At 45.3% G+C, this 24,622-nt stretch carries 16 protein-coding genes, 1 other RNA gene and 4 other annotated features; all 17 genes read left to right on the top strand.

Features of this window, described 5'->3' with window-relative positions; translation table 11 throughout:
- Positions 1 to 76 precede the first annotated feature (76 nt).
- Positions 77 to 350: a binding site (T-box leader), on the top strand.
- Between the two features lie 96 nt (positions 351 to 446).
- Complete coding sequence (locus CK1_RS13590; RefSeq protein WP_015526768.1) at positions 447 to 2,102, top strand: 2-isopropylmalate synthase; 1,656 nt, start codon at positions 447 to 449, stop codon at positions 2,100 to 2,102.
- A gap of 206 nt (positions 2,103 to 2,308) precedes the next feature.
- Positions 2,309 to 4,171 carry a DUF2142 domain-containing protein gene (locus CK1_RS13585; RefSeq protein ID WP_015526766.1) on the top strand — a complete coding sequence of 621 codons (1,863 nt, stop codon included), beginning with the start codon at positions 2,309 to 2,311 and terminating at the stop codon, positions 4,169 to 4,171.
- Positions 4,172 to 4,658: 487 nt separating this feature from the next.
- Positions 4,659 to 5,492: a cell wall hydrolase gene (locus tag CK1_RS13580; protein ID WP_015526764.1), complete on the top strand. Its 834-nt coding sequence runs from the start codon at positions 4,659 to 4,661 to the stop codon at positions 5,490 to 5,492.
- A 216-nt stretch (positions 5,493 to 5,708) separates the two neighbouring features.
- The gene (gene thrC, locus CK1_RS13575) at positions 5,709 to 7,199 is read left to right on the top strand and encodes a threonine synthase (RefSeq protein ID WP_015526762.1); all 1,491 of its coding nucleotides are present in this window, start codon (positions 5,709 to 5,711) and stop codon (positions 7,197 to 7,199) included.
- A gap of 82 nt (positions 7,200 to 7,281) precedes the next feature.
- A non-coding RNA gene (ssrS, locus tag CK1_RS13570) (6S RNA) lies at positions 7,282 to 7,459 on the top strand.
- A gap of 59 nt (positions 7,460 to 7,518) precedes the next feature.
- The gene (locus CK1_RS13565; protein WP_015526761.1) at positions 7,519 to 8,577 is read left to right on the top strand and encodes an aldose epimerase family protein; all 1,059 of its coding nucleotides are present in this window, start codon (positions 7,519 to 7,521) and stop codon (positions 8,575 to 8,577) included.
- Between the two features lie 35 nt (positions 8,578 to 8,612).
- Positions 8,613 to 9,200: a GNAT family N-acetyltransferase gene (locus CK1_RS13560; protein WP_015526760.1), complete on the top strand. Its 588-nt coding sequence runs from the start codon at positions 8,613 to 8,615 to the stop codon at positions 9,198 to 9,200.
- A 25-nt stretch (positions 9,201 to 9,225) separates the two neighbouring features.
- Positions 9,226 to 10,119, top strand: a complete 894-nt coding sequence (locus CK1_RS13555; RefSeq protein ID WP_021652921.1) for a YihY/virulence factor BrkB family protein — start codon at positions 9,226 to 9,228, stop codon at positions 10,117 to 10,119.
- A gap of 47 nt (positions 10,120 to 10,166) precedes the next feature.
- Positions 10,167 to 10,388 (top strand) — a binding site (T-box leader).
- A gap of 95 nt (positions 10,389 to 10,483) precedes the next feature.
- Positions 10,484 to 11,503 carry a phenylalanine--tRNA ligase subunit alpha gene (gene pheS / locus CK1_RS13550; RefSeq protein ID WP_044962388.1) on the top strand — a complete coding sequence of 340 codons (1,020 nt, stop codon included), beginning with the start codon at positions 10,484 to 10,486 and terminating at the stop codon, positions 11,501 to 11,503.
- Positions 11,504 to 11,569: 66 nt separating this feature from the next.
- Positions 11,570 to 13,987 carry a phenylalanine--tRNA ligase subunit beta gene (gene pheT / locus CK1_RS13545; protein ID WP_015526758.1) on the top strand — a complete coding sequence of 806 codons (2,418 nt, stop codon included), beginning with the start codon at positions 11,570 to 11,572 and terminating at the stop codon, positions 13,985 to 13,987.
- A complete protein-coding gene (locus CK1_RS13540; RefSeq protein ID WP_015526757.1) occupies positions 13,987 to 14,595 on the top strand; it encodes a histidine phosphatase family protein in 609 nt (202 codons plus the stop codon). The genes pheT and CK1_RS13540 overlap by 1 nt, the downstream gene beginning before the upstream one ends.
- A 275-nt stretch (positions 14,596 to 14,870) precedes the next feature.
- Positions 14,871 to 15,101, top strand: a complete 231-nt coding sequence (locus tag CK1_RS13535; protein ID WP_015526756.1) for a ferrous iron transport protein A — start codon at positions 14,871 to 14,873, stop codon at positions 15,099 to 15,101.
- 144 nt (positions 15,102 to 15,245) lie between these two features.
- Positions 15,246 to 16,907, top strand: a complete 1,662-nt coding sequence (locus tag CK1_RS13530) for an anti-phage protein ZorA-like protein (RefSeq protein ID WP_015526755.1) — start codon at positions 15,246 to 15,248, stop codon at positions 16,905 to 16,907.
- The gene (locus CK1_RS13525; protein WP_306288931.1) at positions 16,891 to 17,994 is read left to right on the top strand and encodes an OmpA family protein; all 1,104 of its coding nucleotides are present in this window, start codon (positions 16,891 to 16,893) and stop codon (positions 17,992 to 17,994) included. The genes CK1_RS13530 and CK1_RS13525 overlap by 17 nt, the downstream gene beginning before the upstream one ends.
- Positions 17,995 to 18,035: 41 nt before the next feature.
- Entirely contained in the window at positions 18,036 to 19,454 is a 1,419-nt protein-coding gene (locus CK1_RS13520) for a leucine-rich repeat domain-containing protein (protein WP_015526754.1), read from the top strand.
- The gene (locus CK1_RS13515) at positions 19,451 to 20,707 is read left to right on the top strand and encodes a leucine-rich repeat protein (RefSeq protein WP_306288930.1); all 1,257 of its coding nucleotides are present in this window, start codon (positions 19,451 to 19,453) and stop codon (positions 20,705 to 20,707) included. Before CK1_RS13520 ends, CK1_RS13515 begins: the two co-directional genes overlap by 4 nt.
- Positions 20,704 to 23,046: a leucine-rich repeat domain-containing protein gene (locus CK1_RS13510; RefSeq protein ID WP_306288929.1), complete on the top strand. Its 2,343-nt coding sequence runs from the start codon at positions 20,704 to 20,706 to the stop codon at positions 23,044 to 23,046. Before CK1_RS13515 ends, CK1_RS13510 begins: the two co-directional genes overlap by 4 nt.
- A gap of 311 nt (positions 23,047 to 23,357) precedes the next feature.
- Positions 23,358 to 24,225, bottom strand: a sequence feature (23S ribosomal RNA rRNA prediction is too short).
- Between the two features lie 9 nt (positions 24,226 to 24,234).
- Positions 24,235 to 24,569: a sequence feature (23S ribosomal RNA rRNA prediction is too short), on the bottom strand.
- Positions 24,570 to 24,622: the final 53 nt, after the last annotated feature.

Genomic DNA, 24,622 nt, shown 5'->3' with positions numbered 1-24,622 from the left:
CTTTTTGCGCGGTGCATCGTTAAAATTTCATTGACAAATTTTCCATAACGTGTTAACCTAATACCAGTTTCAAAAAGAAAATGCATAGATGAGGAATAGTACACAAGAGAACGGAGCACAGAGAGCTGCTGGCCGGTGAGAAGCAGCGGAAGGGATTTGTGGAACTCGCCTCGGAGCATCTGCCTGAAATCTTTATATATTATATAAGAAAGTAGACGCAGACGGTGTCCGCCGTTATCCGGAGAGGATATAAGGATGTATATACATTCCGTATCTGTCAAGTGTGTGAATTTTTATTCATGAAATAAGAGTGGTACCGCGTAGGACAGCAGTTGTCTTTCGTCTCTTGCAGAATCTGCAGAGTCGGAAGATTTTTTTATGTCTTTATATCAAAAACAGAAACCAAAGAGAAATTTTAATGGAAACAGAAAGTGGAGGAAAACAAAATGATGACACCATCCAAGTACAAACGTCAGTATTACATGCCGCCGGTGAAATGTATGAAATGGGCGGAGAAAGAATATGTGGATAAGGCCCCGATCTGGTGCTCTGTAGACCTTCGTGACGGAAATCAGGCACTTGTGATCCCGATGAGCCTGGAGCAGAAAGTGGAATTTTTCAAGCTTCTTGTAAAGATTGGTTTTAAAGAGATCGAGGTTGGATTTCCGGCTGCTTCTGAGACAGAGTATGAGTTTCTCCGTACGCTGATCGAGCAGGATCTGATCCCGAAGGATGTAACAATCCAGGTGCTGACTCAAGCAAGAGAGCATATTATCCGTAAGACTTTTGAAGCTGTTAAAGGCGCCCCAAAAGCGATCGTTCATGTATACAATTCCACATCCGTATCTCAGAGAGAGCAGGTATTCAAAAAATCAAAAGAGGAGATCCTGAAGATCGCAGTAGATGGCGCTGCACTTCTGAAAAAACTGGCTGATGAGACAGAAGGCAATTTTCAGTTTGAGTACAGCCCGGAGAGCTTTACGGGAACAGAGCCGGAGTATGCACTGGAGGTGTGCAATGCGGTTCTGGATGTATGGCAGCCCACTGCAGATAACAAAGCGATCATCAACCTGCCTGTTACGGTTGAGCATTCTATGCCGCATGTGTATGCAAGTCAGGTGGAATACATGTGTGATAATCTGAAATACCGTGAAAACGTGATCGTTTCTCTTCATCCGCACAATGATCGTGGATGTGGCGTTGCAGACTCCGAGATGGGTCTTCTTGCAGGCGCTGACCGAATTGAGGGAACTTTGTTCGGAAATGGTGAGCGTACCGGTAATGTGGATATTGTAACGCTTGGTATGAATATGTATTCCCAGGGTGTGGACCCGAAGATTGATTTTTCTGATATGCCGCATATTTGTGAGGTTTATGAGAAATGTACCGGAATGCAGATCTATGAAAGAAGTCCGTACAGTGGAGCTCTTGTATTTGCTGCATTTTCCGGATCGCATCAGGATGCCATCGCAAAGGGTATGCACTGGAGAGAGAACGGAGATCTGGAGCACTGGACTGTTCCGTATCTGCCGATCGATCCGACAGATGTGGGAAGAAACTACGACGCAGATGTTATCCGTATCAACAGCCAGTCCGGAAAGGGCGGTGTAGGCTATATACTGGAGACAAAGTTTGGCCTGAACCTTCCTCCGAAAATGCGCGAGGCTATGGGCTATGCAGCCAAAGCAGTGTCCGATCACAAGCACAAAGAGCTTCATCCGGACGAGATCTTCAGTCTGTTCAAATCTACCTTCGAAAATGTGGTTGAACCATACAGCATCAGTGAGGTTCATTTCCAGCAGAAGGAAGACGGCATCGTAACACGGGTTACTTCTACATTCCGTGGAAAAACCATCGTTACAGAGGCTTCCGGAAATGGTCGTCTGGATGCGGTAAGCAATGCACTGAAGAAAGCTTACGAACTGAAATACACACTGGAGACTTATCAGGAGCATGCTCTGGAGCAGAGTTCTTCCTCCAAGGCTATCGCTTATGTGGGAATCCGTAAACCGGATGGAACGCTTGCCTGGGGAGCGGGTGTTGATCAGGATATCATCCGTGCCTCTATTGATGCACTGGTAACTGCGATCAACAATCGATAAGCATCCGGTTCCGGATAGGTTTACAAAAAAATGAGAAGCTGCCATAAAACGCAGCTTCTTTTTTGCCGTGCAGATGCTATAATAGTGCGGAATGTGAAAATAACAGTGAGTAAGAGGGATATTATGAAAAATAAGAAAAAAACAGGAGCTCATACAGCCTGTCTGCAGAGCTGAAAAACGCTCTGAAATATCTGCTGATATGGGGAATGATCCTGATCTTTTCCGCATATCTGCTTAGTGATTCGGAGATCCTCGGAAATGTAAAGCAGCAGGCAAGACCGGATACCTGGTCTATGATCGGTGCGGGAGGAAGCTTTGAAGAGGAGTTTACCTGCAAAACGAACCGTCTGTCCGGTGTGGAGCTTTTTCTTTCTACAGAGAGTGCATCGGTTGCTGGAACGTTTCAGGTAACGCTGTATCAGAATGAAAGGGAGATCCAGAGCTGGCAGGCCAGCAGACTGACCATATCGTCGGGGGATACCACGTACTTCCGGCTTGACCAGAAGCTTACGGAATGTAAGGGGCAGAAATTCCGGATTGTTTTAGATGGCGCAAAAGGGGATACCGGAGTGGCTGCAGGGCTGGTGAGCCAGAAGGATGATACACAGACACTTGCCTATCGGATCATTTCCAGGCCATTTCCAAAATCACTGGTGTTTCTGGTGATTGGAGCGGCGGTAGCTGTGATGCTGGTGATCTTTGCATTTCTGAAACGCAGACAGCTCCGGGCAGAAGTGGTGTTTGCCGTTGTTTATATTTTTATGAGTATCTGTACGCTGGCGGCGGTTCCGGCCTTTAATTCGCCGGATGAGTACAGCCATTATTTGAGAAGCTATGAGGTTTCCAGAGGATATCTGACGTCGGAAGGCAACGGAGGAAACGACTTATTCTCATATGGAAGGACGTTTAACAGTGGTCTGGTTCCGGAATTTTCCGCCAAGGATCATGTATCATTATGGGATATCGGAGAGAATGCAGATCAGCGTATCGACCGGGAAAAAACACAGTTTTACGGATTTGGAAATACAGCCTTGTATGCACCTACTTCGTATCTTCCCCAGGCAGTAGGGATCCGCATTGCAGATCTGTTTACGGACCGGCCGATGGTTCTTGCCTATGCGGGAAGGATCGCCAATATGCTTATGTTTGGACTGTTCTTTTTCTTTGCCATTCGTCTGACGCCTGTTGGGAAAAATTTCCTCGTACTTCTGGGGCTGGTACCTGTGAATATCCAGTCAGCAAATTCCATGTCAGCAGATGCCCTGGCCCTGGCTCTGACGGTTGCTCTGGCTGCCTTTGTACTGGCTATGCGATATAAACAAAAAGAAGTGATGAGTAGAAGACAGCTGATATGGATGTACGTGCTGACCGGATTCCTGTGTCTTTGCAAAGTGGTTTACATGCCGTTTTGCCTGCTCCTGTTCCTGATCCCGAAAGAACGGTTTAAAAGCAGAAAAAATTACTGGTTTCATGTGGTCTGTGCAGGAGCTGTGATCCTGATCTTAAGTTTCGGCTGGCTGGTCATTGCATCCCGATATCTCTGTGAGTCACAGCCAGGTGTGGATACAGCTGCACAGCTTGTGGGGATCCTGAAGGATCCGGCTGCCTTTGTCCTGACTTTTGTGCGGAGCCTGGATAATTTTGGTGTGACCTATCTTACAGAAATGATAGGAAGTAATCTTGGATGGCTGAACATTCCTGTCTGTGCCCTGCTGGCAATGGGATATCTTTTGATCCTGGTCCTTCAGGTTTCCGGGAATGATGATATATCGGGAATCCGTCTGGATTTTCCGGCAAAGGGCATTCTGGGAGGAGTCAGTCTCCTGGTATTTGCGCTGATCTTTGTAACGTTATATGGACAGTGGACAGCCTATGGCTACGATAAGATCCTGGGCGTGCAGGGACGGTATTTTCTGCCGCTTCTTTTTCCGCTGATCCTTGCGCTGAAGCCCAAACGGTTTGCCGAAGGAGCCGGGGAAACACCATGGGGACTGTTTCTGGGAGCTTGGAGTATCGATCTGTGCGTTTATGCGACACTTTTCGTGCAGGCATTGTGCCGTTTTGCATAAGGCGTCGGATCTGGTCGAGCAAAAATCCTTGACTGACTGAAAACAAAATATTATAATCAAATCTGTAAATAACAGAGGAAAAAACTGTTCTGAAAAAGGATAAACAGGCAGATAGAAGTACGATTTCCGGAAAGTGGGTGTACAACATTGGACGGAGATAGAGACGCTATCTGCCTTTTTTTTCTGAAATGAAATACGGCATGAGTGTGGATAACTCTGCGGTTTTATGTGGATTTTATGTGGAATACATGTGGATAAGGTGTGGATAAAACACAAATACCGCCGTTGAAGCGTTAAATACGGGAAAAAGCTTGACATATTCAATATTATTAAATATAATTTTCCCATACATTACAAAAATGTTACAAACATGTAAAGGAAATCGTAATGATCCGTATTTATCCGGGAAGCGATGATAATGGGGGCTGTGATGTCGCATCGGAGGATTATGGGCTGTTACAGAAAATGAAACGCAAGGAATGAGATTATGAAAGTTGAGAAAGATTTACGCGAGGCTGACGGAGTGCAGGATGAACGTAGAAATGGAAAAACCGGAGGAAATTCCGCGCGCAGTTTTGCAGTGCTGACATTATGTGCAGTTTTGGCGATGGTTATTTCTCTGGGGACAAGGACATTTGCAGAAAGTGAGGGTGGCAAGGTTTATGCAGCTTCGGATGGAGGAGAGGGCTCTCCCTATGAAGAGGTTGCTGTTCCTACCGGGATCGCAGGTGTGGTTTCAGGAGTTACGGATACACCATTATCCGGAAGCACGGTTACAAGGATCGGAAGTTCCTGTGAGCAGGTGATCGTAGGCCAGAGAGTACAGAAAGTAACCAATACTGCTGCAGATCTTAATGTAAGCTCCTCTATGGAAAACAAAGTAAATGAACTTGATGCAAGGTCGATCACACTGGCAGAAAATCCCACACTGATGTCAGATGAAGACTATGATACACTTCTGAGGATCGTGGAGGCAGAAGCAGGAAGTGAAGATATCAAGGGCCGTGTTCTGGTGGCCAACGTCATCATGAACCGTGTAAAAAGCGAAGATTTTCCGAATACGGTGACAGAGGTTGTCTGGGATAACAGTGACGGCGTTCCGCAGTTTTCACCGACCTATGATGGCAGGATCAATGAAGTTGCAGTTTCCGATGAAACAAGGGAAGCGGTCAAGCAGGCGCTGAAGGGTACTGATTATTCTGAAGGTGCACTGTTCTTTATCCAGAAATCTGCAGCAGAGGAACATAATGTGAAATGGTTTGAAAAGGACCTGAAGAGGCTCTTTAAATACGGGGTCCATGAATTTTATACATATAAATAGGAAGAACTGATGCAGTACAGAAGGAACCAACCGCCGGCAGAAACAGGCCGGCGGTTTCTTTTTATCCGAAAGCTGTGAATATCTGTCTGATCACAGGGTGGGATTGGGCAATACAGATTCTTTTTTAAAAGTGGTGGTATTTTCCATAATTCCATGCTATAATGTGATAACGTTGAAAAGAAAACGAATATCTTACAATAGAAAGGCGGAACACCAATGCAGGTATTGTACAAGAGCACCAGAGGAAAAGAGCAGGCAGTTACAGCGTCTATGGCCATACTTAAGGGCCTTTCTGAGGACGGCGGACTGTTCGTGCCTGAAAGCATTCCACAGCTGGATGTACCAATGGACAAGCTGGCACAGATGACCTACCAGGAGACAGCATATGAGGTAATGAGCCGTTTCCTTACAGATTTTACCGAGGATGAGCTTAAGAACTGTATCAACAAAGCATACGACAGCAAATTTGATACAGAAAAGATCGCGCCTCTTCATGAAGCGGATGGGGCATATTTCCTGGAACTGTTCCATGGCGCGACCATTGCATTTAAGGATATGGCACTTTCCATTCTTCCGCATCTGATGACAACTGCAGCGAAGAAGAATAATGTTAAGAATGAGATCGTGATCCTTACCGCAACATCAGGAGATACCGGTAAAGCTGCCATGGCAGGCTTTGTAGATGTGCCGGGAACGAAGATCATTGTATTTTATCCGAAGCATGGTGTCAGCCCGATCCAGGAGAAACAGATGGTAACTCAGAAGGGTGCCAACACTTATGTGGTAGGTATTACCGGTAACTTTGATGATGCCCAGACTGCAGTTAAGAAGATGTTCAATGATCATGAGCTGGCAGCAGAGCTGGATCAGGCAGGCTTCCAGTTTTCTTCTGCAAACTCTATCAACATCGGTCGTCTTGTTCCTCAGATCGTATATTATGTATATGCCTACGCATCACTGGTACGCGACGGCAGGATCAAAGACGGACAGGAGATCAATGTGGTAGTTCCTACCGGAAACTTCGGAAATATCCTTGCTGCATACTATGCGAAACAGATGGGACTTCCGATCCACAAGCTGATCTGTGCATCGAATGAGAACCGTGTTCTTTATGATTTCTTCCGCACAGGAACCTATGACAGAAAAAGAGATTTCATCCTTACGACATCTCCTTCCATGGATATCCTGATCTCCAGCAATCTGGAAAGACTGATCTATCGTCTTACCGGAGAAAATGCTGAAAAATGTGCAGAGCTTATGAAATCCTTAAGTGAGGGCGGCGAATATACCATTACTGACGAGATGAAAGCACAGCTTGTTGATTTTTATGGTAATTTCTGCAGTGAAGATGAGACTGCACAGGCCATCAGTGATATCTACAAAAACAGCAATTATGTGATCGATACGCATACTGCAGTTGCAGCCGGCGTATATAAGAAGTATGTAAGTGAGACAGCGGATCATCTTCCGACAGTGATCGCCTCTACTGCAAGTCCGTATAAATTCACAAGAAGTGTTATGGAAGCACTTGGTGAGAAGCATAAAGATCTGGATGATTTTGGCCTTGTAGACGCATTAAGTGCGCTTTCCGGAGTACCTGTTCCACGTGCAGTTGAAGAAATCCGTACTGCCCCGGTTCTTCATGACAGGGTGGTAGATGCAGTGGATATGCCGGCAGCAGTAAAGGATATCCTTAAGATCAAATAATAATTGATAATAAAATCAGTAAGAAAATGTATTTTCTGTTGAAAAAGCACAAATACTGGTTTATAATAAAAACAACGAAAACCGAATCCTGGAATGTTCGATCCCCCTTTTCTTTTTGAACCTACATTGACATTTTGGGAATCCAAAATCGCAGGTTGGATGTCAGACCTCACGTCGTGGTAGGCAGAAGACACTGTTGAGGATACCCACCTAGCATCTGCTAGGCGTCAAAAATAAGGGAACGGCATCCCGGGATTAATCGGTTAAAGACATAGAGCCGGTTAGTGGCTCTTTTTTCATATATGGGAGGAATTACAGCATGAGTGTTTCTGAAAGGAAATTTGGGACACTTCCTACAGGGGAAGAAGTAAAAATCTATCATCTTGAGAATAAAAAAGGTGCCTATGCTGAAGTGCTTCAGTATGGTGCGATCCTGGTGAAGATATGTGTTCCGGATAAGAAGGGAGATCTGAAGGATGTGGTCCTTGGATATGACGATATCCGGGGATATGAGATTAATGGATGCTTTTTCGGTGCGATCATTGGAAGAAGTGGAAACCGTATCGAGAATTCCAGATTTTTTATTGATGATAAAGAAGTGGTTCTTGCAGAGAATGAGAATCATAACAATCTTCACAGCGGTCCGGATGGCTTTGAGAAAAAGCTGTGGGAGGTAAAAGAAATTTCCCAGGAGAAGAACAGCGTGGATTTCTTCCGCATCAGTCCGGATGGAGAGAACGGATTTCCGGGAGAATTTTCCATTGTTGTGAAATATGAATTCACAGAGGAAAACGAACTGAAGATTTTTTACAGAGGACGCTCTGATGCAGCTACCGTTGCCAATATGACCAACCATTCTTATTTTAATCTGAACGGAGAAGGCAGCGGAGATGTGCTTGATCAGGAAGTATGTATTCATGCGAAGTATTTTACTCCGGTAAAGGACAGCCAGTCCATTCCTACCGGTGAATATGCACCGGTGGCGGGAACGCCGATGGATTTCAATGTTTCTAAACCGATCGGCAGAGACATTGAGGCGGATTTTGAACAGCTGAAGTTCACAGGCGGTTATGACCATAACTATGTAACCGATAATTATGCAAAGGGCAATGTCCGTTCGATCGCTACTGCATACTGTAAGGAATCCGGTATCGGTATGGAGGTTTCCTCCGACTGCCCATGTGTGCAGTTCTATGCAGGCAATTTTGTTAAGGATGAGAAGGGAAAGAACGGTCATGTTTATCATGAACGTTATGGATTCTGCCTGGAGACACAGGTGGAGCCAAATGCAGTCAATGTAGAGGATTTCCATTCTCCGATCCTGCTTCCCGGTGAAGAGTACAGCTCTGAAACGGTTTACCGTTTCTTTGTGAAATAACAGACAAACAGAAATAAAAGAGGTGCGAGAAGGCAATGCAGATACGTGTGGCAGAAGAGAAGGATGCAGCAACACTTTTAGAGATTTATTCCTACTACGTAGAAAAAACTGCGATCACATTTGAATACGAAACACCTTCCATAGAAGAGTTTACGCAGCGAATCCATGATATAAAGGTGAAATATCCGTATATTGTGGCAGAAGAGAAGGGAGAGATCCTGGGATATGCCTATGGTTCGGCGTTTCACCCGAGGGCTGCTTATGGCTGGTGTGCTGAGATGTCTGTTTATGTGAGACATGACCGGCGGGGCAGCGGTGCAGGAGGCAGACTCTATCGAGCCTTGGAGAGTCTTCTTGCAGAGATGGGAATTCTGAACCTGAACGCCTGCATTGCAGTTGCACCAAAAGATGATGAATACCTGACCAGTGCCAGTGTGGATTTTCATAAGCATTTCGGCTATAAGCGTGTGGGAGAGTTCCACAGATGCGGCTATAAGTTTAACCGTTGGTATAATATGGTATGGATGGAAAAGATGATAGGTGAACATAAGAGCCTGCAGCCGGAAGTAAAGCTTTTTCCGGAAATCCAGGATAAGATCGGATTTGAACGTTTTTCCTGGTGAAAAAAGAAACCTGAGGGAGGTCAGCATGGACGAGGAAAAGAAAAATATAATCCAGCTCATGCTGGGATTTGTGCGCAGGGCAAACGGAGATCATGTCAGTGCATATGCGGCCCAGGCAGCGTATTTTCTGATCATGTCTTTTATTCCGTTTATACTGTTTCTTACAACGCTGATCCGTTATACACCGTTAAGCTATAATGTTGTCAGGGATGCCATCATCGGGTTTGTGCCCGGAAATCTGCAGACCTTTGTGCTGAGCATTGTGGTAGAAGTATACAAAAGAAGTACAGCCATCGTGCCGTTGTCTGCGCTGATGGCGCTCTGGGCGTCCGGAAAGGGAATGCAGGCGATCACCAATGGCTTAAATACCATTTATCATGTAAAGGAAACCCGAAACTGGCTGATGACCCGAATCTATTCGGTTTTTTATATGCTGTTGTTTGTGCTGGCGATCATTGTCACTCTTCTGGTCCTGGTTCTTGGTAATCGAATCCAAGTAGCTGCACAGAGAACCATTCCGATTCTCGGGAGGCTGCTGGCCAAGGTTATAGGGGCCAGGACATTGCTTGTATTTGCCGTGCTGTTTGCAGTGTTTCTGGTCCTTTATAAAGTGCTTCCAAACCGAAAGGCAACCTTTAAAAGCCAGCTTCCGGGTGCATTTATGATCGCAGTGGCATGGATGATATTTTCCTATGGATTTTCCCTGTATTTTGAATTTTTTCCGAATTTTGGAAATATGTACGGAAGTCTGACTGCGCTGATCATGGTAATGCTGTGGCTGTATGTGTGTATGAACCTGCTTCTTTACGGGGCGGAGATCAATGCCTACTTCGAAAATGAATTCCGAAAGGCCCAGAGATCTGTAAAAACACTTCTTTCCAAGAAAGAAAATGAAAAAAACAGTTCCAAAGAATCCTGACTTTGCGCTTGACAGAAGGCAGACCTTGTGGCATAGTATTAAAAGACAGAAAAGCTGTGAAGGTGTTTATAGAGGATCATTTTCTCACAGAGAAGGGAAGTCACCGGCTGTAAGCTTCCCCGGGTTCAGATGGTTCTTGAATTTCCCACCGGAGCTTCCTCTCTGAAGTAACAGTAGGAGATGACGTAAGCTGCGCGTTAAGCAGATAAGAGGTGCCCGTGATCTTTTCATGGGAAACTGGGTGGTACCGCGGATATTCCGTCCCTTTTATAAGGGACGGTTTTTTTATTGCCCATATCTGGAACTTCGGGGTGGGCGGCGGATCATTTGATCATTTTAATTAAAGGAGAAATAGACCATGGATATGAAAGAAAGACTTCAGGAACTGGCTGAAAATGCCAGAAAACGGATCGAGGAATCCGAGGGCCTGGATAAGCTGAATGATGTGCGTGTTGCATATCTTGGAAAAAAAGGTGAGCTTACTGCAATCTTAAAAGGTATGAAGGATGTTGCTCCGGAAGAGCGTCCGAAGGTTGGACAGCTTGTCAATGAGACAAGAGCTAAGATCGAAGAACTTCTGGAAGCCTCCAAAAAGGATTTCGAGGAGAAGGTCCGTGAGGAAAAAATGAAGGCAGAAGTGATCGATGTAACACTTCCTGCAAAGAAAGCGAAGATCGGTCATCGCCATCCGAATACTATTGCTCTGGAAGAGGTTGAGCGTATTTTCATCGGAATGGGCTATGAGGTTGTGGAAGGTCCGGAGGTTGAGTATGCGGACTACAACTTTACAAAGCTGAATATTCCGGAGGATCATCCGGCAAGAGATGAGCAGGATACATTCTTTATCAATGATTCCATTCTGCTCCGTTCCCAGACATCACCGGTGCAGGCACGTGAGATGGAAAAAGGTAAGCTTCCGATCCGTATGATCGCACCTGGCCGTGTATTCCGTTCTGACGAGGTAGATGCAACACATTCACCTTCCTTCCATCAGATCGAGGGCCTTGTTATTGATAAGAATGTTACGTTTGCAGATCTTAAGGGAACCCTTCAGGAGTTTGCAAAAGAGCTGTTCGGACCGGAGACAAAGACCAAATTCCGTCCGCATCATTTCCCGTTCACAGAGCCGAGCGCTGAGGTTGATGTTTCCTGTTTCAAATGCGGCGGAAAAGGCTGCCGTTTCTGTAAAGGTTCCGGCTGGATCGAAATCCTTGGCTGTGGTATGGTTCATCCGAATGTTCTCCGTATGTGTGGGATCGATCCGGATGAGTATACAGGATTTGCCTTTGGTGTAGGTCTGGAGCGTATCGCACTTCTGAAATATGAGATCGATGATATGCGTCTTCTCTATGAGAACGACAGCAGATTCCTGAAACAGTTCTAAAACAGTGAACACGGATCATGAGTATCCGTCTGACAGTAAATATAGAAAAAAGAAGGGACAACCAAAATGAATACTTCATTATCTTGGATTAAAACATATGTGCCGGATCTGGATGTAACGGCACAGGAATATACAGATGCCATGACCTTAACAGGCACAAAGGTAGAGGGCTTTACAGAGCTGGATGCAGATCTCGATAAGATCGTGATCGGCCAGATCGATAAGATCGAGAAGCATCCGGATGCAGATAAGCTGATTATCTGCCAGGTAAATATCGGAACTGAGAGTGTGCAGATCGTAACAGGCGCTCCAAATGTAAAAGAAGGAGATAAGGTTCCGGTTGTTCTTGATGGCGGACGTGTTGCAGGCGGCCATGATGGAAAAATGACTCCCGGAGGGATCAAGATCAAAAAAGGCAAACTCCGTGGCGTTGAGTCCTTTGGTATGATGTGCTCTATCGAGGAACTTGGAAGCACCAGAGAAATGTATCCGGAAGCACCGGAATACGGAATCTATATTTTTCCTGAGGACGCAGTTGTGGGTGAGAGCGCTGTTAAGGCACTTGGCCTTGACGATGTGGTATTTGAGTATGAGATCACTTCCAACCGTGTAGACTGCTACGGTGTTCTTGGAATCGCAAGAGAGGCAGCAGCAACCTTCCAGAAGAAATTCTGCCCGCCGATTGTAGAGGTTAAGGAAAATGATGAGAAAGCTTCCGATTATGTAAAGGTTACTGTAGAGGATCCGGAGCTTTGCCCGCGTTACTGTGCAAGAGTTGTAAAAAATGTCAAGATCGGTCCGTCCCCGAAGTGGATGCAGAGATGTCTGGCTTCCAATGGAATCCGCCCGATCAACAACCTGGTTGATATCACAAACTATGTAATGGAAGAGTTTGGACAGCCAATGCATGCATATGATCTGGATACCATCGCAAATCAGGAGATCGTTGTACGCCGTGCAGGAAAAGATGAGAAATTCGTCACACTGGATGGCCAGGAGCGTATCATGGATGAGAACGTTCTGATGATCTGTGACGGTGAGAAGGCTGTCGGCATCGCAGGTATCATGGGTGGAGAGAATTCCATGATCACAGACGATGTAAAAACGGTTCTTTTTGAGGCGGCGTGCTTCGATGGAACCAGCATCCGTCTTTCTTCCAAGAGAATCGGACTTCGTACAGATGCATCCGGTAAATTTGAGAAGGGTCTTGACCCGAACAATGCACAGGCTGCAATTGACCGTGCATGCCAGCTGATGGAAGAGCTTGGTGCAGGTGAGGTTGTAGGCGGAATGGTTGATGTCTGCAGCGAGACAAGAGAGCCATCCAGAGTAAAATTTGAGCCTGAGAAGATCAACAAGCTTCTTGGAACCAGCCTTACAAAAGAAGAGATGATCGATTATCTTGGACGTGTAGAACTGGCTTATGATGAAAAAACAGACGAGATCGTTGCACCGACATTCCGTCAGGATATCCACTGTAATGCAGATGTTGCAGAGGAGGTTGCAAGATTCTATGGCTATGATAAGATCCCGATGACACTTCCTACAGGAGAGGCTACTACAGGTAAGCTGCCATTTAAGCTTCGTATCCAGGAGGTTGCAAGAGATATCGCAGAATACTGCGGATTCTCAGAGGGAATGTCCTATTCTTTCGAAAGCCCGAAGGTATTTGACAAGCTTTGTATTCCTGAGGACAGTGATCTTCGTAAAGTCATCACCATCAGCAATCCTCTTGGAGAGGACTACAGTATCATGCGTACAAGCACACTGAACGGTATGCTGGCATCCCTTTCCACAAACTATAACAGACGTAATAAAGATGTTCGTCTTTACGAGCTTGGAAATATCTATCTTCCGAAGTCCCTTCCGGTTACAGAGCTTCCGGATGAGCGTACCATGTTTACACTTGGAATGTACGGAAAAGGCGATTTCTTTGATATGAAGGGTGTATGCGAGGAGTTCTTCGAGAAGATCGGAATGAAGAAAAAGGTTACCTACGATCCAAACAGCGGAAAACCATTCCTTCATCCGGGAAGACAGGCTAACATGATCTACGAGGGTAAGGTAGTTGGATACTTAGGTGAGGTTCATCCGGCTGTTGCAGATAATTACTCTATCGGAGAAAAAGCATATATCGCAGTGATCGACATTCTGGATGTTCTGGAATTTGCTGGTTTCAACCACAAATATACAGGAATTGCCAAATATCCGGCTGTAACTCGTGACCTGAGCCTTGTAGTTCCCCATGCAGTTCTCGCAGGACAGATTGAGGAGATTTTTGATCAGAGAGGCGGAAATATTCTTGAGAGTTATCAGCTGTTCGATATCTACGAGGGTGCACAGATTGAGAAAGGTTTCAAATCCATGGCTTATTCTCTGGTATTCCGTGCCCATGACAAGACTCTTGGTGAAAACGAGATCTCCGCAGCAATGAAAAAGATCATGAATGGTCTTAACGGACTTGGAATCGAGCTGAGAAGCTGATGCTGATCTACATTGTAAGACATGGCCTGACTGAGTGGAATAAATTAAAAAAGCTTCAGGGTGCAGCGGATGTACCGCTTGCGAAGGAAGGGATCCTTCTTGCGGAAAAAACCGGAGAAGCTCTCCGTAATGTGAGGTTTGATATCTGTTTTACAAGTCCGCTCTCAAGGGCAAAACAGACAGCAGAATGTGTTCTGGGGAAACGTGACGTTCCGATCATACCGGATAAGCGGATCCAGGAGATCGATTTTGGCGTGCTGGAGGGTGATCAGGTAAGAGATGCAGATGGCAATTATATCGATCCGCAGATCGAGACTTTTTTCCGTGATCCGGTAAATTTTAAACGACCGGAAAAGGGCGAGGATATTTTTGATGTGATCGCTAGGACAAAGGATTTCTGGGATGAAATAACATCAGATCCGACTCTTGCGGATAAAACAATTCTTGTTGCCTCTCATGGATGTGCAGTCCGTGCTCTTCTTCAGAATGTAGATCCTGATCCGGAGAATTTCTGGAGAGGCTCCGTGCCGCCAAACTGCTGTGTTAATCTTGTGGAAGTAAAGAATGGAAAGACAACGCTTCTGGAAGAAGATAGAGTTTATGCATAGAAAATAATGAGAAACGCAGAATAACTGTAATGGCTGTTCTGCGTTTCTTTTTTGCTTGTTTTTATTGGTGGAATTTCACAGGTTATGATTGACTAATTGAGATAAAATGAGATAAAATATATAAAATAATGAATGATTCAGAAAATAAAAGTTAAACTTTACTAATCATATAAAGATGCAGAATTGTGTTGGAATTATATGAAATCATTTAACCAAGTGCGGATTGCAAATATCCGCCTACGGATAGAGGATAATTACTGATAGTGATGTGATATATGGAATGGGGTGAGTATATGCAGTCATTAAATGAGACAAAAGCAGGGGAAAGCTACACGATCAAGTGGATGACCGGAATGCCGGAGACTATGGAACAGATCAGGCAATATGATGTCAGTGAAGGAAAGACCGTACAGATCATAAGCAGGATACTTGGCGGAGTGATCGTAGGTGTTTGCGGACGCAGGATCCTGATCAGCGATGATGCAGCCTGCCGTATAAAAGTATAAATAAAAGTATAAATAGAAAAAAGACGAAAGGACAATTCTTTTGGCGAAGGAATTGTCCTTTCTGGTTGTTTTAGGGAAGATGTTATGATAGTATGGGAACAAAAGAGTAACTTTTTTCAAAAATAAAGACAGGGGAGGCATATTATGGGAAAAAAGTTTATGAATACAGTGCTGTTTCTGGCAGTAACAGTGGCCGCGGCAACCCTGACTGCTTATGTTGGAAAAGGCTCAGGGAATGTGTTGCTTTATAATTTTACATTTCTGGGACTTATGCTGATCATATACGCAGTGGGGCTTTTTGCAGGTTTATATCGGATGGATAACCTGTCAAGAGCACTGAAGCATGGCGCTGGTGAGATCACAGAAGTGTTTCAGCTTCCGGGAAGAGCCAGAAAAGAAGAGATTGGGCAGCTGCGAGGGATTTTCGGTGACCGCTATCTCGACAAAAAGATGGATGATTTTGTTGACAGTATCAGCAGAACGGAAGAAGGGATCGCTGAAGTAGAGGATTTTGTGAATATTGAGGATGTAGATGTACATATCCACAAGAGACTCCTTGAGATGGCTCCGGACATTTTTACAAGCCTTGGTATCCTTGGAACATTTATCGGTCTTGTGTGGGGACTTAAGAACTTCCAGCCCACAGATTATGAAGTGATGACAAGCTCTGTATCCGCTCTTGTAGATGGTATCAAAGTTGCGTTTCTGACTTCCATTTATGGAGTTGCACTTTCTGTTGTGTACACATTTGGGATGAAAAGCGGATATTCTGCGATGTCCCAGGCGATGCAGGATTTTCTGGATCGTTTTCACGCACTGGTGCTTCCTACTGCGGAGAATGAGTCCTGGAATCTCCTTGTTTCCAGCCAGAAGACACAGACAGAAGCCATGAAACAGATGGCGGAACAGTTTTCTGTGCAGATGGCAGATAGCTTTGAGAAAGTGATCACACCTACTTTTCAGAAGATGAATGATTCTCTGGATGTTCTTACCGCATCTGTGACAAAAGGGCAGCAGGATGCGATCCGGGAGATCCTGGATACGTTTTTAAGCGAGATGCATGGTTCCTTTCAGATGCAGTTTGAAGATTTTAATGATGCTCTGGCAGAACTTAAGAAGGTGCAGAAGGAGAATACAGAATATACATCAGAATTGTACAAGACCATGAGCAGTCAGCTGAGTGAAACCTTTACGAAGCAGGAACGTGCCATGAAGGATGCCATTAAGGAAATCGATGAGATGCAGAGCAGTTATATGAAGACTGCAGATCGTATTATCCGGGATAATCAGATGATCCAGCAGCTACAGAAACAGGATTACGAAAAGTTTGCCCGGCATATGCATGAAAATGAAAAAGAATCCGCAGATCTCTGGAAAACCTGCAATGCATCTATGCGCCAGTATGTGGACAGTGCTGCAGAAGGGATGAAAGCAGTTGCGGATTCCAATAGGATCAGCGAGGAGCTTCTTCGTGAAGATAAGAAGATGATCGAAGATTTTGAAGCCAGAGTGAAAGAATTTACTGAGAGCCAGAAGATGGTCAATAGTGTTCTGGATGAGGTACGCAGGCTTCTTTCTGAGATCAAGACGGCAAAAAATAACCGTGATATCCATCTGATCGCCGGACAGCCCTGGGGTTATGGAAGCAATGCCGGTATCCAGGAACTTAAGGATAAGCTGACGGGTCTGGAGGATCTTCTGGAAGGACAGGGTGCAAGACAGGAAGCGCTGCTGGATGAGATCGAGCGCAGTATCCGTGAGGCAACGAAGGCAGCACAGAAAAGCCGTTTTGGTTTATTTAAATAAGAGAGGAATTGTCAATGCGCAAAAAAGAAAGCCGGAGGAGCATGGGTTTAATGTCTGGCGTTCTTATTCGGATATGATGGCAGGAGTTTTGCTGCTTTTTGTTCTGATCATGTGTGTGACACTTTTTCAGGCACAGAAGAGCTATCAGGACAGTCTGAAGGAACGGGATGAAAAAATCACTCTTCAGGAAAAATATACAGAAGAGCTTCTGGAAAAACAGAATGCGCTGGATGAGCAGGCGGGGACATTAAAGAGCCAGGATGAGCAGATCAAGTCCAAGGACAAGCAGATCAAATCTCAGGATGAAGAATTGTCTTCTCTGGCGGAGAAGCTTGCCAAACAGCAGGAAACGCTTGAGGCGCAGCAGAAAAAGCTGGCCTCTCAGAAAAAGAAGCTTTCCAGCCAACAGGATACATTGAAAGAGCAGCAGTCTGCGCTGGATGAAAAAACAGAGCTTCTGGAAGAGCAACAGGAGAAGATTGACAAGATCATCGGCGTGAAAGCTGAGGTTGTGGAAGCTTTGCAGAAGGAATTTGAAAAAAAGAACCTCAATGTGGATATTGATCCACAGACAGGTGCGCTGACGCTGAATGCCAATGTTATGTTTGATTATGATCAGGCAGAGCTTACCGATTCCGGTAAGATGACATTGTCTATGGTGCTGCCGACATATTGTAAGGTATTGCTGGATGATTCCTATAAGAAATATCTTGGCGAGATCATTATTGATGGTTATACGGATACAGACGGAGATTACAGTTATAACCTGGAGCTGTCACAGAAGAGGTCTCTGGCGGTAGCGCAGTATCTTTTGGATATTAAGAGTGATTTTCTGAAGGATTCACAGGTTCAGGAACTGAAGGATTGTCTGACAGTGAATGGGCATTCCATGTCAGATCCGGTTCTGGATGCAGATGGAAATGTAGATAAGGATGCGTCCAGACGTGTAGAGGTAAAATTCCGTTTGAAGGATGAAGAGATGATCCAGGAACTGAATAAGATCATGCAGGGAGATTCTGCAGAGTCCGACAGTACTGCTCAGAAAAAAGAAAAGAATCAGAAAGAAAATCAGGATAATAAGCAGTAATAAAATATGGCTGTTTTATATTTTATTAGGGAGGATTGGGTATGAAAAGAAAACTGGCATTGATGCTGACAATGACGCTTCTGGCTGGCAGCCTGGATTCGGGAATGCTGGTCAGTGCAGCTGATTTTTCAGCAGAAGAGAGTGTGGAACAGGCAGTGGAAGAGGAACTGCAGCCAACTGAGGAAAACGGTGCTGAGGAATTGACGGATGCAGAGGAGGAGTTGCCATCCGATGAGACAAATGTTTCTGAGGCAGAACTGGTTGATGATCCCGGAGAAGACGGATCAGAAATGACAGAGTCCGGTGTGAATGAAGCGGATATTTCTACGGAACTGGAAACAGAACCGGAAACAGATCCGGAATTGGAAGAGGAACCGGAGCTGGAAGAGGAGCCGGAAAGTCTGGCAGAAGATCCTGGATCTGCGGAAGTGGAAGAAGCTCAGCTTGAGGATGGCAGTGAAGATGCATTATCTGGAGGTGCGGATAATGCAGGATTTGAATGGAACGGACTGCGCTGTGCTTCCAATGAAAAAGGTGAGGTTACGATCAAAGCGGTCATTAACGATGACCATTATGATAAGAATAACAATAAGATAAAAAGTGACAGATGCGCTTATGTGAATGGAAACATTCCATCTTCGATCAATGGCAAGCCGGTTGTACGGATCGATACCGGGGCATTTTCAGACTGTATTAATATGACAAGTCTGAATATTCCGGATTCTGTAAAAGAGATCGGACGAGGAGCTTTTTCCGGTTGTACATCCCTTTCTTCCATCCGCATTCCTGATAATGGGGTGGTGGTAGAAGCAGGTGCATTCGAGCGATGTACAAGTCTTACCCGTATCCATATCCCTGCATCGATGGTCACACATGGTTATGTGGGTGAGAGTCCGGCGTATCCGGGAATTTTTGCGGGAGATGCAGGTCTGACGACGGTCACTTTTGGGAAAGGGATCACAAAGATCGCCAAGGGATTATTTTTGCAGTGTCCTGGTGTGAGAAAGATCGTTGTTCCGGATACTGTAAAAAATATCGAGGCATATGCGTTTCGGAGTTGTTCTGCACTTACGGAAGTGATTCTTCCGGAAGGCCTGGAAAATATTTATAATGGAGCGTTTTCCTACAGTGAGAGGTTGACTTCCGTGAAGCTTCCATCTACGCTGAAATTTCTGGATGTAGGAGCTTTCGGAGATTGTACAGGTCTTACGACGATCAACATCCCACCAAAAATGAAGACCCATGATACCACAGCGGCGAACCGGCAGTGGCCAGGTCCCTTTTATGGCTGTAAAAATCTGAAAAATGTGACTTTGGACAACGGAATGGAGGAAGTTCCAAGAGGGATTTTTTATGCACCCTCCGGTGATATAGGGCTGGAGGAAATTGTGATTCCGGATAGTGTGAAATGGATCGGGTACAGTGCGTTTTTTGGCTGTAAAAAATCTCAAAAAAGGTGACTCTTTCCAAAAAGCTGGAGGGTATTGATTCAGAAGCTTTTCAGAACTGCAAAAATATGAAATTATCAGAACGCGACCTTCCGAAAACGCTGAAAACGATCCGTGATAATGTTTTTGCTAACTGTACAAGCCTGGAAAATGTTGTACTTCCAGATTCCCTGGAGTATCTTGGGATAAGTGTGTTCTATAACTGCCAGAGTCTGACAGAAGTAAATATTCCGGCTGGTGTGGAGACAAATGGAGCTACAGGAAATTACTATGATATGGGCGGCCCTTTTGCAGATTGCGTGAATCTGAAAAAGGTAACCTTTGGAAAAGGAATCAAGAAAATTGCACAGGGACTGTTTTACCGATGTACGGGAATCGAATCCATAGAGATTCCTTCAACGGTTACAGATGTTGATTATATTGCATTCGGAAGATGTATAAATCTGCAGAAAGTTGTGATCAACAGCGGACTTAAAGTTTTGTGGAAACAGGCGTTTTACAAGTGTGAGAAGCTGGAAAACCTTGCATTACCTTCCTCTGTGGAGAAAATCAATGAGTATGTTTTTGAGGATTGTAAATCACTGAAATGGGTTATGATTCCGCCAAGTGTAAAAACAATGGCGTGGTATAATGATATTACATATTTGAATGAAGATACGATTTTTGTTAATGTTTCATCCGACTTTGCAATAAAAGGTTCTACAGGTTCTTTTGCGGAAGCTTACGCAAAAAAATTCTCCATACCGTTCGTTTCAGTGGGAGTCACAGAGAAAACAACCTTTAAGATCACATTTGATAAAAATGCGAAGGATGCGAAGCTTGCGTCAAAAGATAAAACAAAAACTGTAAAAAATGGAAGTGTCTATGGTAAACTTCCGACTCCGACCAGGAAGAATTACTATTTTCTTGGCTGGTATACGACTCCTAAGGATGGGGGTAAGAAGGTTACCGCAAAAACAAAATTTAATCTGAAACGGAATCAGAAGCTGTATGCCCACTGGGCAAAAACAGATCTGAGGAAGGCAAAGATCACAGTGAAAAACTGTACTTGGAATGGAAAGCCACAGAAACCAAAGGTTACCGTGAAGTTTTACGGACAGACCTTAAAAGAAAAACACACTATACGGTTTCTTATCCTTCCGGGAAAAATATTGAGCCGGGTAAAGTTACTGTCACGATTAAAGGTAAAGGGGTTTTTGCGAAATCTAAGAGCAAAAACGGAAGCTTTACCATTGCGAAGGCAAAGCAGACGATCAAGGCAGTGAATGAGATCTATGCAGCAACAGAGAATGGAAAAACAAAGAATTTAAGTGTTTCAGCGAAAGAGAATGCCAGGATCAGCCTGTCCAGTAATTTTTCCGGTATTGCTGTGGTGAAGGGGAAAAAGCAGGTTACACTGAAAAAACCGGGAGCTGCCACGATCACGGTCCATGCGGCTGAGACAAAGCATTATAAAGCTGCATCCGGAAAAATGAAGGTTATTTTCCAGGGGCGGCAGAATATCAGACTGGTTTCCAAAGCCTTGAAGAGTAGTGGCCTGAACCGCTATACGATATCCAGTGATAATTTTAATCAGCCGATCAGGATTTCTGTCCTTGGAGGAGCAAAATATTCCTGCGCAGTATCAAATTCCGGAAAAACAGCGGCATGGTATGAAAGCGGCAAAGGTCTGATGGTGAGAGGCCAGGGCAAAGTTGTTGTGACGGTTACTACGAAGACAAGTGCAGATCAGGTATACCTGGCTTCCAAGAGAGTATTTACGATCAATCTGACGGGAAAAGTCCAGAATAGTGATTGGGTATTTAAACAGGATAGTGATGGAAAAGTGATCCTGATGAAATATACCGGAAAGGCTGTGAATGTTACAGTTCCTACGACGATCACGATCGGAATGAAAATGGTTCGGGTAAAAGGACTTGGGGACAGTGTTTTTGAAGGACAGAAGATACAGAAGGTTGTAATCGCAGAAGAGGGTGTTCTTACTATTGGTAAAAAGGCGTTTAAGAATTGTACTGCACTGAAATCGGTTTCTCTTAACCGTAAGACCGTATCTATTGGTGCGGAGGCTTTTTCCGGCTGTAAATCGTTGACTTCTATTGATCTGCCGGATGGTCTGAAAGAGATTTCCGCAAGTCTGATGAAGGGGTGTAGCTCGCTTTCAGGTTCTGTCTATATTTCGAAAAATGCCAAGAAGATCGGTAGCAGTGCATTTGATGGCTGTGCTAAGATCCGTACGGTAATGGTGTATTCCAATGTGACCAGTGTTGAGGCAAATGCATTCAGAGGCTGCAATAATATTAATAAGGTTTATTATGCGGGGCCGAAATATAAATGGACTCAGATTAAAATCGCAGGTGGCAACGAGAAGCTGACAGCGAATGTGGTCTTTAATGCAGGTGGTGGTGTTGATTCCAGCGTGGATACGAAGCTTTCAACGGATGATCTTTTCAGAAAGTATCCGGAGTTTCTGAACAATGCCGGTTTTGATAAGGTTACAGGTGATCTTCAGGGTGAGATGTTTGATGCGTTAAGTGCGGATACCAGTGCTACTTCGGGCTTTGGCACTTCAACATATTGGGCTACGGTTAAATCCAATATGCTGAACGGATTTGCGGATTCGATGTGTAATCTGTTTAATAAGGCGTATGGGACGGATTTTTCAGATGATAAACTGAAACAGAGTCTGGCTATGGAGCTTATTGTGGAAACTGCGGAGAGTTCTATGCTGACATATGGTAACGATACTCTGGCAGAGGCTTATGATATCATTCATAATACAAAAGATCTTTCGGATCACTTCTTTGAAAATGGTGACACGAAATATCAGCTGGCTATGAAGCTGGAGGGTGTGACGCAGTATAGCAGAACTGAGCTTAATGATATGCTTGATTGGTTTTACAAGAAAAACGATAAAGGGGTTTCCAGGTGGGATACCATTGATAAAACTTTTAACAGTGCAGATGCTATTATGAGTGCAGGGGATTATCTGATGAATTTTCTGACGTTGGTTACGGTTGGACGGGATTGTCTTGACAGACTGAGTTATCGGCTGCAGGCGGATTCTTCTTTGAAGAGGGGAATCGATCTTTTGAAACAGTATTATGACCAGCCGCTTAAGACATTGATGGTGGATTATGCGTCAGACAGGTGTATGAAGAATGTGAAGAAGATGTTGACGAAGTCATTGACGAAGATTCTGGATACAGTATGGACTCATAAGGGATATACTGGTAGCTGTTATGTTGAGATTGCGGAGATGATCTTTAAAGTTACGGGTACAATGATCCCGGGGCCGACGATCGAGGGCTATAAGCAGGCGTGGGTTTCGGTGTCAAATATGATGACTTTGAGGAATTCTGCTATGCAGCTTCGGAATGAGATCATTCAGGCGAAGAATAATGGTGGAGCTTCGAATCAACAGATTGGGGATTATCAGCTACTGATGAGGACTTATCTGACTTGCCTGAAGAAGTCCGGGGGATATGTGGCGTCAGTTGTGAGGAATCCGTATGTTATGCAGGGGCATTTGGCTCGTTATGATAGTGCGTTGAATTATGAAGCTTATATTTCGGGATGTAAGTCTAATGCAGTGTATGGGAAGTGATTGAGGTTTAACTGGATCAATTAAGTCCTTTGCGGGGCTGCGAAAAGCGATAAGCTGTGGAGCAGTTATTCGGTTATGAGCAAGTAGCGAAGTGGATTGTGAATATCCGCTTGACATTTGTTCTTTTTGCTCTGGTGTCTGGCAGTGTTGTATTTGCTGGGCACCGGGGCTTTTTTGTTGGAGGTATAGAGGGACGCCAGAGGAAGGAGGCATCGGTCCGGGCAGGGACTCCGTCGGGGGATACTACTAGGGCTCCGTGAGACGGCTAAAAGCATTGCGGCAGGGCCAGAACTCGCCTTTTGGTCAAGCCCTCACCCGATTAGTAACAGTCAGCTCCATGTGTTACCACACTTCCACCTCTGCCCTATCTACCTCGTCGTCTTCAAGGGGGTTTACTTCACTAAGAATGGGATATCTCATCTTGAGGGGGGCTTCACGCTTAGATGCCTTCAGCGTTTATCCCTTCCGGACTTGGCTACCCGGCCATGGCTTTGGCAAGCCAACCGGTCCACCAGCGGTCCGTCCATCCCGGTCCTCTCGTACTAAGGACAGCTCCTCTCAGATATCCTGCGCCCACGCCGGATAGGGACCGAACTGTCTCACGACGTTCTGAACCCAGCTCGCGTACCGCTTTAATGGGCGAACAGCCCAACCCTTGGGACCTACTACAGCCCCAGGATGCGATGAGCCGACATCGAGGTGCCAAACCACTCCGTCGATGTGAACTCTTGGGAGTGATAAGCCTGTTATCCCCAGGGTAGCTTTTATCCGTTGAGCGATGGCATTCCCACTTAATACCACCGGATCACTAAGCCCTACTTTCGTACCTGCTCCACCCGTCGGTGTCGCAGTCAAGCTCCCTTCTGCCTTTGCACTCTTCGAATGGTTTCCGTCCATTCTGAGGGAACCTTTGGGCGCCTCCGATACCCTTTCGGAGGCGACCGCCCCAGTCAAACTCCCCGCCTGGCATTGTCCCACCGCCGGATTACGGCGGCTGGTTAGAAGCCCAATATCACAAGGGTGGTATCCCAACAGCGGCTCCGCGGCAACTGACGTTACCGTTTCTCAGCCTCCCACCTATCCTGTACATGCAACACCGGACCCCAGTGCCAAACTGGAGTAAAGCTCCATGGGGTCTTTCCGTCCTGGCGCGGGTAGCCAGCATCTTCACTGGCACTTCAATTTCACCGGATGTATTGCCGAGACAGCGCTCAAATCATTACGCCTTTCGTGCGGGTCGGAACTTACCCGACAAGGAATTTCGCTACCTTAGGACCGTTATAGTTACGGCCGCCGTTTACTGGGGCTTAAATTCAAAGCTTCGACTTACGTCTAACCTCTCCTCTTAACCTTCCAGCACCGGGCAGGCGTCAGCCCATATACCTCACCTTTCGGTTTCGCATAGACCTGTGTTTTTGCTAAACAGTTGCTTGAGCCTATTCTCTGCGGCCTGCTCTCGCAGGCACCCCTTCTCCCTAAGTTACGGGGCCATTTTGCCGAGTTCCTTGGCAATACTTCTTCCGCCGGCCTTAGGATTCTCTCCTCATCCACCTGTGTCGGTTTACGGTACGGGTAC

The sequence above is a fragment of the Ruminococcus sp. SR1/5 genome, assembly GCF_000209835.1.
Taxonomy (GTDB): Bacteria; Bacillota; Clostridia; order Lachnospirales; family Lachnospiraceae; genus Blautia_A; species Blautia_A fusiformis.
The sequence above is the reverse complement of the archived record's forward strand: the minus strand, read 5'-3'. Positions and strand labels throughout refer to the sequence as shown.

Excerpts from the sequence above, each read along its gene's own strand:
- thrC (WP_015526762.1), top strand. The coding sequence starts at position 5,709 with ATGCAGGTATTGTACAAGAGCACCAGAGGAAAAGAGCAGGCAGTTACA.
- pheS (WP_044962388.1), top strand. The coding sequence starts at position 10,484 with ATGAAAGAAAGACTTCAGGAACTGGCTGAAAATGCCAGAAAACGGATC.
- CK1_RS13580 (WP_015526764.1), top strand. The coding sequence starts at position 4,659 with ATGAAAGTTGAGAAAGATTTACGCGAGGCTGACGGAGTGCAGGATGAA.
- CK1_RS13530 (WP_015526755.1), top strand. The coding sequence starts at position 15,246 with ATGGGAAAAAAGTTTATGAATACAGTGCTGTTTCTGGCAGTAACAGTG.
- CK1_RS13590 (WP_015526768.1), top strand. The coding sequence starts at position 447 with ATGATGACACCATCCAAGTACAAACGTCAGTATTACATGCCGCCGGTG.
- CK1_RS13520 (WP_015526754.1), top strand. The coding sequence starts at position 18,036 with ATGAAAAGAAAACTGGCATTGATGCTGACAATGACGCTTCTGGCTGGC.
- CK1_RS13565 (WP_015526761.1), top strand. The coding sequence starts at position 7,519 with ATGAGTGTTTCTGAAAGGAAATTTGGGACACTTCCTACAGGGGAAGAA.
- CK1_RS13555 (WP_021652921.1), top strand. The coding sequence starts at position 9,226 with ATGGACGAGGAAAAGAAAAATATAATCCAGCTCATGCTGGGATTTGTG.
- CK1_RS13535 (WP_015526756.1), top strand. The coding sequence starts at position 14,871 with ATGGAATGGGGTGAGTATATGCAGTCATTAAATGAGACAAAAGCAGGG.
- CK1_RS13540 (WP_015526757.1), top strand. The coding sequence starts at position 13,987 with ATGCTGATCTACATTGTAAGACATGGCCTGACTGAGTGGAATAAATTA.
- pheT (WP_015526758.1), top strand. The coding sequence starts at position 11,570 with ATGAATACTTCATTATCTTGGATTAAAACATATGTGCCGGATCTGGAT.
- CK1_RS13585 (WP_015526766.1), top strand. The coding sequence starts at position 2,309 with ATGATCCTGATCTTTTCCGCATATCTGCTTAGTGATTCGGAGATCCTC.
- CK1_RS13560 (WP_015526760.1), top strand. The coding sequence starts at position 8,613 with ATGCAGATACGTGTGGCAGAAGAGAAGGATGCAGCAACACTTTTAGAG.